Here is a 13,264-nt window from a genome sequence, read left to right on the forward strand (position 1 = left end):
ATTACGGCGGGCCGGCGCGATCATCGGGCGGACGCTCCCCGTGCGGAGGTCGCCACCAGTTCCCCCATGCCGTCGGAGGTCACCCGACGGTGGCCATGCGGCCAAAGCCGCCAAAGCCGTCAGTCCACAGTGGTGGCGGGTACCCGGCGACGGCGGCTGAGCGCTCCGAGAGTGATGTCCACGGCCAGGAACGCGACCAGCGAAATGCCCAGCAGTGGCACCAGCCAGCCCACCACCCCTACGGCCGCCACGAGCGGAATGAGTACGGGCAGCGGCACCTGCCGCCACGCGCCGCGCGGAAGCGGACGCCCGAAGGACAGTGCACGGTCGCGGGTGGGGCGGCGCTGCCACCACATCCGGTAGCCCCAGAGGATCAGGAAGATCAGGGCGAGGGCGAGCGCGGCCAGCGCGATCTGGTTGGCGAGGCCGAAAAGGGTGCCGGTGTGCAGGTCGATGCCGTAGCGGGTGAGCTTGGCCAGGACGGGGTAGTCGGCGAAGCGTGAGACGTCGGTGACCTTGCCGGTGGCCGGGTCCACGGCGAGGGCGTCCTGCTTCTCCGGCCAGCTGCGCTGCACCTGCTTGACGACATAGGCGGTGCCCTGGTCCGTCGGCAGACCGATCTCGACGGGGTTGGTGAGGCCCTGGGCGCGGGCCGTTCGCAGCACCTTGTCGATGCCCACGTCCGCGGGTGCGGATCCGCCCGACCGATTTCCCTTCGACTCATCCATGCTCGGCATGTCAGGCATTCCCGGCATACCCGAGGAGCCGTCGTGTCCGGCGTGCTGCTCGGCCACGGCCGTCGAAACGGTCGGGGTCGCCTGTCCCAGGGACTCCCGGAGTTCGCCGATGTTCGCCCCGGCGTACGCGGACCAGGTCAGACCGGTCGCGGAGAGGGCGACCAGACCGAGCGCGGCCCACAGGCCGACCGCACCGTGCCAGGAGAGGGTCCGGCGGCGGCCGGTCGCGGTGCGGTCCGGCAGCGCGAGCGCCCGCAGCCGGCGGTTCCCGCGCTGACGGCCGATCCACAGCGCCACCCCGCCTCCGGCGACCACCCACAGCCAGCTGGCGGCCAGTTCGCTGTAGAGCCGGCCGGTCTCGCCCATGTGCAGGTCGCGGTGGAGGGCGTCGAGCCAGGTGCGCAGGGGCAGCGCGCCCGTGGAACCGTACGTCTCCAGAGCCCCTCTGATGTTCCCGGTGTAGGGGTCGACGAAGACGGCGAGCTGGTGGTCGGCGGAGACGCCCGGTACGTCGGACAGCAGGACCCGGGTGGTGTCCCCGGGCCGCGGTGCCGGGCGTACGGCGGCGAGCTTGCCCTCGGGATGGGCCTTGCGGGCATCGGCGACCTGCTGCGACAGCGGCCGCTCGGCCTTACCGACCGGCACGCTCAGCTCATGCGCGTAAACGAACTTCTCCGCCTGGAAGGAACCGGCGTACAGCAGCCCGGTGACCGCGGCGACGAGCAGGAAGGGCGCGATCAGCACCCCGGCGTAGAAGTGCAGACGCAACACCAGCGGACGGAGCGCGGCCCACCCGGCACGCAGGACCGCCCGCTCCTCCCCGGAGCCGATGGTGTCCGGGGTGTCCGGGGAGTCCGGTGCACCGCTCGGTGCGAGACGTTGTTCAGTGGACACGCGGGGCTCCCGGCTCGTAGATCAGGTGGCCCGGCCCGCTGCCGGTACCGCTCAGGGAGTCGGACGGACCGGAGGATGAGTTCCCGCGGGTGATGTGAGCTGTCCCATACAGCGGGCTGTCCGGCCCGCACCCACCTCAAGATGTGTCGGCACCGGATGGCACGATGGCGGCCATGACAAACGGGCCGACCTTACCTGCTGACGTGCTGATGTCGCGTGTGCTGTGTGGGCTGCTGCGCCGGGTCCTTCCCTCCCGCACGCACCGCCCGAAGTCCCCGGATCCGGCCCGTGGCAGACGGAGTCTTCCGCCCGTCCCCCCGTGCCCCAGGTCCGAACAGCACTGCCCACCCCCCACCGTTGGAGGCAGCCCGATGATGACGCACCCCGCAGACGCGCACGCTTCCCGGCGGAGCCGGAAGCGGAGGGCGACCGCCCTCGCGGCGGTGACGGCCGTGACAGCTGCGTCCCTGCTCGCCGGCTGCTCGTCAGAGGAACCGGCGAAGCCCAAGCGCCCGCATCCGGTGTCGCCTTCCCCGCACTCCCCGCAGCCGAGCAGCCCCGCCCCCACGCCGAAGACCGCCGAGTTCTCGCCATATGTGGACACCTCGCTCAAGCCCTCGTTCGATCTCGTCAAGGGAGCCGAGGAGACCGGCGTGAAGGAGTACAACCTGGCGTTCGTCTCGCCGGGAGGCGGCTGCGTGCCCAAGTGGGGCGGCAGGCAGACGCTCGCCGCCAACCCCGTGGCGCGGCAGGCGGACGCACTGCGCGCACAGGGCGGCGATGTACGGATCTCCTTCGGCGGGCAGAGCGGCAATGAACTGGCCAGGGTCTGCGGCTCGGTGGACAAGCTGGTCAACGCGTACCGCAAGGTCATCGACGCCTACCACCTGACCAAGGTCGACTTCGATATCGAGGGCCCCGCGCTGACCGACACCGAGGCCAACGACCTCCGCGCGCAGGCGATCGCCCGGCTTCAGCAGGACACGAAACTGGATGTCTCCGTCACCCTCCCGGTGCTCCCCTCCGGCCTCAACCGGCACGCCGTCGCGGTGCTGAAGAACGCCAAGAAGAACGGCGCCCGGATCTCCACCGTGAACATCATGGCCATGGACTACGGCACCTACTACGACGGCGACATGGGCAAATACGCCATCGCGGCCGCCACCGCCACCCAGAAGCAGATCAAGGGGGCGCTGGGCATCCGGGACGAGGCCACGGCGTGGAAGAGCGTCGCGGTCACCCCGATGATCGGCGTGAACGACGTCAAGGGCGAGGTCTTCCGGCCCGACGACGCGGCCGAGCTCAAGAAGTTCGCCGACGAGAAGGGGCTCGGCCGGCTGTCGATGTGGTCGGTCACCCGCGACAAGCCCTGCCCGGGAGGCGCCAACCTCAAGGCAGTGGCGACCTGTTCGAGCCTCGGGAAGAAGACGAACGAGTTCGTGCGCGCCTTTACGGGCTGAGCCGGGGGAGCCGATGGGCGGGCCGGGCACCGTCGTACCGGGGGCCGGTCACCGCGGTTCACCGGTGACCGGGTTCCGCTCGCCCGTTCGGGTGAGCTCGGTTCCGCTGCGTTGCCTGCACCTGACCGGGATGGGTTACTGAATCCGTCCGATTCCGGTGGGCCGCCCATCCTTTCCGGGGGAGTGGAAGGCGCCCTGCCCGTTTCGGAGCACCGGTGTGCTGACGGTGCCGTCCGAGCGCTCCTCCGTGGGGGATGTGCAGGGCCGGCCATGTCGGCGCGCGTACACGGGCGTCTCATGGTGCGGCGGGCCCGCAAGTTGGCCTGGAGCCGTCATGCCTGCTGCCCGCGCTGTGTGCCCCGTCCGCGTCATCGCTCTCCTATGGGTGGCCCCGCCGGGCCGGTACGCCGCCCTCCTCCAACTGTCCTACGGAGAGCGTCCCGTTGACCCGGCCACCGGGCGCACCGCATCGGCGGTGACACCGCCATGCTGACTCCGGAACGCCCCTGCGCGCTCGCCCTCGTCACCGACCGCGACGGCAACTGGCTCGCCGTCATCGACCCGCTGTCCCACCGGGTGGTCCCCACCCTCGGCGCGCCGGTCCCACTCGTGGCACGGGCCGATGCCGGAGGCCCGGTCGTCCGCACCGTGGTCGACGGCACGGATCCGGCGGCGTCGGGGGACGGCGCCGCCCTTCTGGGTGCGCTCACCGCACTGCACAACAGGCCTGCCCAAGGGGCGAGTTGGGGGCGATTCGATGCCGGGGTCCGTCCCGGCCTGTTGGCGGCGCGCAACCGGTTCTCCGGTGTCTTCCCCGACCAGGGCTCCTCCAGCGGCGGCACGCTGGTGACCATCATCGGGCGCAACTTCACCCACGCCACGGCCGTGACCTTCGGATCGCGCCCGGCGGCGAGTTTCACCGTTCTCGACGACGAGACCATCGTCGCGGTGACTCCCTCGGGGCACGGCGCGGTCCCGATCACGGTCACCACTCCTGGCGGATCCGCCAGGGTCGGCTACTTCTTCTACCTCACCTGGCCCAGCCTGGCGGCAATCGTCCCCGCCACCGGGCCGATCGGCGGGGGCAACACCGTCGTCCTCACCGGCGCCAACCTGCGCACCACGCTCCTGGTCCATTTCGGCAACGCCGTCGCCTTCCCCACGGTGCTCTCCGACCGACAGGTCAGTGTCACCGTCCCTCCTGCCGCGGGCCCCGGCACGGTCCCGGTGCACGTCACCACCCTCGGCGGGGTGAGCAACCGACTGCTCTACACCTACGCGGCGGTGGCTCATGTCACCGGTGTCACCCCGGCCACCGGGCCGATCGCGGGCGGCACCACCGTCGTGCTGACCGGCAGCGGCCTCGCCCGCGTCAGCGGGGTCACCATCGGCGGCGTCCCCGTACGGTCCTTCCGCGCGTACTCCGACAGGGTGCTCGTCGTGGTGACACCCGCGGGCGTCCCCGGCCCCGCCGACATCGTCGTCACCACACCGGGGGGCAGCGTCACCTTCCCTGGCGCCTTCGACTACAAGGCGCCGTCGGCGATGACCGTCACCTCCACGCCGGATCCCTCCCTCGTCGGCCAGCCGGTGACCTTCACCGCGGAAGTGGAGGGCGTCCCGTCCACGACGGGTACCCCGACCGGCACCGTCACCTTCGACTTCGGTGACGGCACCGCGCAGGTGACGGCGTCCCTGACGGACGGCACGGCCACGGTGGAGCACGCCTACACCGGCCCGTCCGCCACCCCCTACGCCGTCACCGCCACCTACGGCGGCGACCTCTCCTTCATGCCCGCCACCGGGACGGACACCCAGGCCGTCGAGGCGGCGCCGACCACCACCACGGTGACGTCCGGGCCCGACCCGTCCCTGGTGGGCCAGCCGGTCACCTTTGTCGCACGGGTCGCTCCCGCCCCACCGGGAGCCGGTGCGCCGACGGGCACGGTGACCTTCGACTTCGGTGACGACTCCGCACCCGTCACCGTGCCGATGGACGGCGGTGCCGCGACCGCGATCCACTCCTATGCGGACGCCGCCGGACTGCCGTACCCGGTCACCGCCTCCTACAGCGGCGACGACAACTTCACGCCCTCCACGGGGACGGACAGCCAGACCGTGCAGCAGGCGGCCACGACCACCGCGGTGGACCTGGCGCCCAACCCGTCCGTGGCCGGGCAGCCGGTGACCGTGACGGCCACGGTCACCGCCGTCCCGCCCGGAGCTGCCGTCCCGACCGGAACGGTCACCTTCGACTTCGGCGACGGCAGCCCGCCCGTCGACGTACCGCTCACCGCCGGCACCGCCGCCACCAGCCATGCCTTCGCCGGTACGGCGGGCAGCCCCTACACGGTCACCGCCACCTACCAAGGCGACGGGAACCTCGAACCCTCCACGGGGACCGGCACCCAGTCGGTGGGAGCGAGCGCGTCGTCGACGGCGGTGGTCTCGGCGCCGGATCCGTCGACGGTGGGGGAGTTGGTGACGTTCAGTGCGACGGTCAGCGCGCTCGCGCCCGGCGCCGGTACCCCGACCGGGACGGTCACCTTCGGCTTCGGCGACGGCACCCCGCCCGTCAGCGCACCGCTCACGGCCGGCACCGCCACCACCGGCCATGTCTACACCGCCGCGGCGGACAGCCCCTATACGGTCACCGCCACCTACGACGGTGACGCGGATTTCACGACATCGTTCGGTACCGACACCCAGAGCGTCCAGCCGGCCGGTACCGCCCTCGCCGTGGTCTCGGCGCCGGATCCGTCGACGGTGGGGGAGTTGGTGACGTTCAGCGCGACGGTCACCGCGCTCGCGCCCGGCGCCGGTACCCCGACCGGGACGGTCACCTTCGACTTCGGTGACGGCACACCGCCGCACACCGCGTTCCTCACCGCGGGCACCGCCGAGATCACCCACGCCTACACCGACGCGGCCGAACTGCCGTACCCGGTCACCGCCACCTACAACGGTGACCCGGACTTCACCACCTCCCTCGGCAGCGACACCCAGACCGTTCAGCCGGCCGACACCACCACCTCGGTGGCCTCCGTACCCGACCCGTCCACGGTGGGGCAGTTGACGACCTTCGTCGCGCAGATCTCCCCCGAGGCCCCCGCGGCCGGCGCGCCCACGGGAACCGTGACATTCGAGTTCGGCGATGGCAGCCCGCCCGTCACGGCACCCGTCGAGGGCGGTACGGCGACCGTCACCCACGTCAATCCGGAGGTGGCGGAGAGCCCGTACACGGTCGCCGCGACCTACAGCGGTGACGACAACTTCAACCCCTCCTCGGGGGCGGACAGCCAGTCGGTCGCCAAAGCGGTGTCCACGACGACGGTGACGACCTCGCCGGAGCCGTCGGTCACCGGCCAGACGGTCGCCTTCACCGCGACCGTCGCGGCCGCCCCGCCGGCCTCGGGTGCCCCGACCGGGACGGTCACCTTCGACTTCGGCGACGGCACCGCACCCGTCATCGCGCCCCTCACGGACGGCACCGCCGCCCTCACCCACGCCTACACCACCGCGCCCCTCAACCCGTTCGCGGTCACCGTCATCTACAGCGGGGACACCAACTTCACCGAGTCCGTCGGGATCGGTACGCACACCGTCGAGCAGGCCGCGACCACCACCACGGTCACGGCCGAACCCGACCCGTCTGTGACGGGGGAGTCGGTGACCGTCACCGTGACCCCCACCGCACCCGCCTCGGGCACCCCGACCGGGCCGGTCACCTTCGACTTCGGCGACGGAAGCCCGGTCCTCACCGCCCAGTTGGTGGATGGCACGGTGACCGTCACCCACCCCTACACCAGCGTGTCCGGCAGCCCGTACACGATCACCGCGGTCTACCTCGGGGATGCCAACTACGCCGGGTCCGAGGACACCATCGTCCATGCCGTCGACCCGGCCGAGACCGCCACCACGGTGACCTCCTCGCGGATTCCCTTGGCGGTCGGCGAGAGCGTGACGCTGATCGCGCGGGTGGTCCCGGTGCCGCCGGGCGCCGGCGCTCCGACCGGCACGGTCACCTTCGACTTCGGTGACGGCACCACGCCCACCAGCGCACCCGTCTCCCACGGCGTGGCCATGGTGTCGCACACCTACACCAGCACCGCCGGCAGTCCCTACACCGTCACTGCCACCTACGGCGGGGACGCCGACTTCGCCGCCTCCACCGGGACGGTCGCCCAGGGCGTGGAGACCAGTGTCTCGGGTACCTCGACGACGGTGAGCTCCGTTCCGGACCCGTCCATCGTCGGCCAGGCGGTGACCGTCACCGCGACCGTCGTGGCCGTGCCGCCCGCCTCGGGCACCCCGACCGGTACGGTGACCTTCGACTTCGGCGACGGCACCCCGACCGTGACGGCCCCGCTCACCGGCGATACGGCGACGGCCACCCACACCTATACCGCGGCCGCCGGCTCCAGCACGATCACCGCGGTCTACAGCGGTGACGGTAACTTCGCGGGCTCGGCCGGCTTCGACACCCAGACGGTCGTACCGGCAGCCACGTCGACAACCGTGGAGTCCGCCCCGGACCCGTCCGTGACCGGCCAGGACGTCACCTTCACCGCGACCGCCATCTCGACGGACGCGGGCGCCGGTACCCCGGCCGGGACGGTCACCTTCGACTTCGGCGACGGCACCCCGACCGTCCGGGCACCCCTCACCGACGGCACGGCGACCGCCGTACACGCCTACCCCCACACCTCCGGCAGCCCGTATCAGGTCACCGCCACCTACAACGGTGCGGCGAGCTTCACCCCGTCCACGGACACCGACACCCAGACCGTGAACCCGGGAACGGTGTCCGTCGCCGTCTTCTCGTCGGAGGATCCTTCCGCGGTCGGCCAGCCGGTGACCTTCACCGCGCATCTCACGGCGGACGCCCCGGCGGTGGGCACGCCGACCGGGACGGTCACCGTCGACTTCGGCGACGGCTCCCCGACCGTCACCGCCACCGCTGTGGGCGGCACGGTGACGGTCACTCATGCGTACACCACCACGGCCGGCAGCCCGTACAGCGTCTCCGCCACCTACAGCGGGGATGCGGACTTCAGTCCTGCCACGGGCACCGGTTCCCAGTCCCTCTACCCGGCCGCGACCACCATGGAGGTGACTTCCGGCCCGGATCCCGCGGTCGTGGGGCAGCCGGTGACCCTCACCGCGACGGTCGCCCCGGTCCCGCCGGGTGCCGGCACCCCGACCGGCACGGTCACCGTCGACTTCGGCGATGACACCCCGCCCGCCACGGCCACCCTGGTCGGCGGAGCCGTCACGCTCATGCACACCTACACCAGCAGCGTCCACAGCCCGTACACGATCACTGCCACCTACAACAGCAGCGACGACTTCACCGGCTCGGTGGCCACGGCCAACCAGGCCGTCCTGCCGGCGGCGACGACCACCACGGTGACCTCCGTACCGGACCCGTCCGTCGCCGGTCAGCCGGTCACCTTCACGGCGATCGTCGCTCCGGCGGAGCACGGCGCGGGTGCGCCGACCGGAACAGTGATCTTCGACTTCGGGGACGGCACGGACCCGTCCGCACAGCCGGTCGTCGCCGGAGTGGCGACCGCCGTGCACGCCTACCCCAGCCCGTCCGGCAGCCCGTACACCGTCACCGCCACCTACGGCGGGGGCACCGATTTCACCGCTTCCAGCGGCACCACCACTCAGTCCGTCGGCCAGGCCGCGTCCACGACGGTGGTCACCTCGCTGCCCGAACCGGCGGTGACCGGCCAGCCGGTGACCGTCACCGCGACCCTCTCGGCCGCCGCGCCCGGGGACGGGACACCGACCGGCACGGTCACCTTCGACTTCGGTGACGGTACGTCACCCAGCACGGTGCCGGTCACGGCCGGGGTCGCCACGACGACACACACCTGGGCCGGCACCTCCGGCAGCCCGTACACCGTCACGGCTGTCTACAGCGGGGACATCAACTTCACCCCGTCCACCGGTACCGGCACGCAGACGATCGCCCCAGCCGCGACCACGACTACCGTCAGCGCACTGCCGACGCCCTCGGTGACGGGGCAGCCGGTGGACCTCACCGCGACGGTCTCCGCCGTCGCACCGGGTGCCGGCACCCCCACCGGCACCGTCACCTTCGACTTCGGCGACGGCACCCCGGCCCTCACCGCACCCCTGACGGACGGCACCGCCACCCTCACCCATGCCTGGGACGGTACGTCCGGCAGCCCCTATACCGTCACGGTCACCTACAGCGGGGACGCCGACTTCAGCCCCTCCACCGGTACCGGCACACAGACCGTCGGCCCGGCCGCGACCACCACCACCGTCAGCGGACTGCCGGAGCCCTCGGTCACCGGCCAGCCGGTGACGTTCCTCGCGCGGGTGAGTTCCGACGTCCTGGGGGGCGCCCCGCCGACGGGTACGGTCACCTTCGACTTCGGCGACGGCACCGCTCCCGTTACCGTCGCCGCGGCGGGTGGCGTGGCGAGCGCCGTGCACACCTACACGAGCGCCACGGGCAGCCCGTACACGGTCCACGCCACCTACTACGGCGACGACCGGTTCACCGCCTCCGTGGGCACCGAAACGCACACCGTGCAGCCGTCGTTGTCGGCGACGGTGGTCAGCTCGTCGCCGGATCCCTCGGTGACGGGCGGGCCGGTGGACATCACCGCGACGGTCTCCGCGGCCGCGCCGGGGGCCGGGACGCCCACCGGCACGGTCACCTTCGACTTCGGTGACGGCACCCCGTCCGTCACCGCACCCGTGACGGACGGCACCGCCACCGTCTCCCACGCCTGGGCGAGCACCTCCGGCAGCCCCTACGCCCTCACGGCCGACTACAGTGGGGACGCCGATTTCAGCTCCTCCACGGGGACCGGAACGCAGACCGTCGCCCAGGCCGCGACCACGACCATCGTGACCTCCTCGCCCGATCCCTCGGTGACGGGCGGGCCGGTGGACCTCACCGCGACGGTCTCCGCGGTCGCGCCGGGGGCCGGGACGCCCACCGGCACCGTCACCTTCGACTTCGGCGACGGCACCCCCTCCGTCACCGCCACGGTCACCGCCGGCGTGGCCACCGTGCGGCACACCTGGACCGGCACCTCCGGCAGCCCGTACACCGTCACGGCCGACTACGGCGGGGACCTCGACTTCGGCCCCTCCACCGGCACCGACAGCCAGACCGTCGGCCAGGCCTCCGCCGCCCTGTCCCTGTTCTCCTCCCCGGATCCGTCCGTGGCCGGACAGGAGGTCACCTTCACCGCCCTGGTCTCCGTGGTTCCCCCGGGCGCGGGCACCCCCACCGGGACCGTCACCTTCGATTTCGGCGACGGCACCGCGCCCGTCACCGCACCGGTCGTCTCCGATGCGGCGACCGTGACGCACGCCTACGCGAATTCGACCGGCAGCCCCTACACGGTCACCGCCACCTACCACGGTGACGACGACTTCGCCGCCGTCACCACCACCGACCTCCACAGGGTGGCGGTCAGCGCCGCCACCACGCTGACGACCGTGAGCTCCTCCCCGGACCCCTCGGTGACGGGCCGGCCGGTGACCTTGACGGCGACCGTGGCTCCGACCCCGCCCGGCGCCGGGGTGCCGACCGGAACGGTCACCTTCACCTTCGGCGACGGAACGCCGGCCGTCACGGCCTCGCTCTCCGGCGGGGTCGCCGGCGTCACCCACGCCTACACCACCGCGACGGGCAGCCCGTACACCGTGACCGCGCGCTACAGCGGGGACGCCAACTTCAGCTCCTCCTCGGGCACGGACAGCCAGACGGTCGACCCGGCGTCGACACTGACCACGGTGGTCACCGCGCCGGACCCGTCCGTGGTCGGCCAGCCGGTGACCCTCACCGCGACCGTCGCACCGGTCGCACCGGGTGCCGGGGTGCCGACCGGCGCGGTCACCTTCGACTTCGGTGACGGCACTGCGCCCACCGTGACCTCGCTCTCCGACGGCGTCGCCCGGATCAACCACACCTACTCGGCCGCGGGCGGCCCCTACACGGTGACCGCGCTCTATGAGGGGAACGACAGCTTCTCCTCGTCGAGCGGCAGTGACACCCAGACGGTGGGCAGGTCCGCGACGACGACGTCGGTGGTGTCCTCTCCTGATCCCACGGTGGTGGGGCAGTTGACCACGGTGACGGCTTCGGTGGCGTCGGTCGCGCCGGGGTCGGGGGCGCCGTCGGGTACGGTCACGTTCCATTTCGGTGATGGCAGTCCGACGTTGACGGCGCCGGTCAGTAATGGTCTGGCGGTGGTGACGCACGCTTATGGGAGTACGGCGGGCAGTCCGTTCGCGATCTCCGCGATGTATGACGGGGATGCGAACTTCTCCTCGTCGAGCGGGAGTGATACCCAGACCGTCGGTAAGGCGGCCACCACCACGTCGGTGGTGTCCTCTCCTGATCCCACGGTGGTGGGGCAGTTGACCACGGTGACGGCTTCGGTGGTGTCGGTCGCGCCGGGGTCGGGGGCGCCGTCGGGTACGGTCACGTTCCATTTCGGTGATGGCAGTGCGACGTTGACGGCGCCGGTCAGTAATGGTCTGGCGGTGGTGACGCACGCTTATGGGAGTACGGCGGGCAGTCCGTTCGCGATCACTGCGATGTATGACGGGGATGCGAACTTCTCCTCGTCGAGCGGGAGTGACACCCAGACCGTCGGTAAGGCGGCCACCACCACGGCGGTCATCTCCTCGCCGGATCCCACGGTCGTCGGCCAGCCCACCACCCTCACGGCCTCCGTCGCGTCCGTGGTGCCCGGGGCCGCCGCCCCCACCGGTACGGTCACCTTCAGCTTCGGCGACGGCACCCCCTCGACCACCACCACGCTCTCCGACGGCATCGCGACCGTCACGCACACCTACACCACCAGGTCCGGCAGCCCCTTCCCCATTACGGCGACCTACAACGGGGATGCCGGCTTCACGTCGTCGAGTGGCAGTGATGTGCAGACGGTGGGCCGGGCGGCGACGACGACGGCGGTGGTTTCTTCGCCGGATCCGTCGGTGGCGGGGCAGGCGGTGACGTTGACCGCGACGGTTGCTGCGGTGGCGCCGGGGGCCGGTACTCCTACGGGTACGGTCACCTTCAGTTTCGGTGATGGCACCAGCGCCGCCACCGCCACCCTCTCCGGCGGCACCGCGACCGTGACGCACACCTTCAGCGGGACCTCCGGCAGCCCGTACACCGTCACGGCCACCTACAACGGCGACGGCGACTTCACCTCGTCGAGTGGCAGTGATGTGCAGACGGTGGGCCGGGCGGCGACGACGACGGCGGTGGTTTCTTCGCCGGATCCGTCGGTGGCGGGGCAGGCGGTGACGTTGACCGCGACGGTTGCTGCGGTGGCGCCGGGGGCCGGTACTCCTACGGGTACGGTCACCTTCAGTTTCGGTGATGGCACCAGCGCCGGCACCACCACCCTCTCCGGCGGCACCGCGACCGTCACCCACACCTACGCCACCAGGTCCGGCAGCCCCTTCCCCGTCACGGCCACCTACAACGGGGACGCCAACTTCGCGCCCTCCACCGGCGATGACACCCAGACGCTCACCAAGAATGCGACCACCACCACGGTGACCTCCTCTCCCGACCCCTCGGTGTCCGGCGGGACGGTGACCGTCCGGGCGACGGTCTCTTCCGCTTCCGGTACGCCGACCGGCACGGTCACCTTCAGTTTCGGTGACGGCACCAGCACCGCCACCGCGACCCTCTCCGGCGGAGTCGCCACCGTCACCCACGCCTATACGACCACCACCGGGAGCCCGTTCACCCTCACGGCCACCTACGGCGGGGACGCCAGCTTCAACGGCTCCACCGGCACCGACACCCAGACCGTCACCCGGGCCACGACCACCACCACCGTGGTCTCCACGCCCAACCCCGCCACGACGGGTGACCGGATCACGGTCACCGCGACCGTGGTTCCCGTTGCCCCCGGAACGGGCACGCCTACCGGAACCGTCACCCTCGCCATCACGGGACGCAGCCCCCTGACCGTGCCTCTCGTCGGCGGCACGGCCAGTACGTCGTTCAACCCGCTGTCGAAGGGCTCCCACGTGGTCACCGGCAACTACAACGGCGACGTCAGCTTCGCGCCGTCCACCGGAACCACTGTCCAGACGGTGAACTGACGGAGCGGTCCGGTTGGCGCGTCCGTTACTTACCCGCGCCCGGGG

Annotated in this window: 3 protein-coding genes; 2 read left to right on the top strand and 1 reads right to left on the bottom strand. The window is 71.7% G+C overall.

Features of this window, described 5'->3' with window-relative positions; genetic code table 11:
• Positions 1–119: 119 nt before the first annotated feature.
• Positions 120–1,631, bottom strand: coding sequence for a PepSY-associated TM helix domain-containing protein (locus tag TU31_RS25680; protein WP_052719044.1), 1,512 nt, complete (start codon positions 1,629–1,631; stop codon positions 120–122).
• Positions 1,632–2,083: 452 nt separating this feature from the next.
• On the opposite strand from TU31_RS25680, the gene TU31_RS25685 reads away from it, so the two are divergent.
• A complete protein-coding gene (locus TU31_RS25685) occupies positions 2,084–3,091 on the top strand; it encodes a chitinase (protein ID WP_052719063.1) in 1,008 nt (335 codons plus the stop codon).
• A 486-nt stretch (positions 3,092–3,577) separates the two neighbouring features.
• Positions 3,578–13,219 (top strand): Ig-like domain repeat protein, encoded by a 9,642-nt coding sequence (locus TU31_RS38140; protein ID WP_042158623.1) that lies wholly within the window; start codon positions 3,578–3,580, stop codon positions 13,217–13,219.
• Positions 13,220–13,264 lie beyond the last annotated feature (45 nt).

Origin of the sequence: Streptomyces lydicamycinicus, assembly GCF_000829715.2 — a bacterium.
GTDB classification, from domain to species: domain Bacteria; phylum Actinomycetota; class Actinomycetes; order Streptomycetales; family Streptomycetaceae; genus Streptomyces; species Streptomyces lydicamycinicus.

Coding starts and splice junctions, on each gene's coding strand:
- TU31_RS38140 (WP_042158623.1), top strand. CDS start 3,578: ATGCTGACTCCGGAACGCCCCTGCGCGCTCGCCCTCGTCACCGACCGC.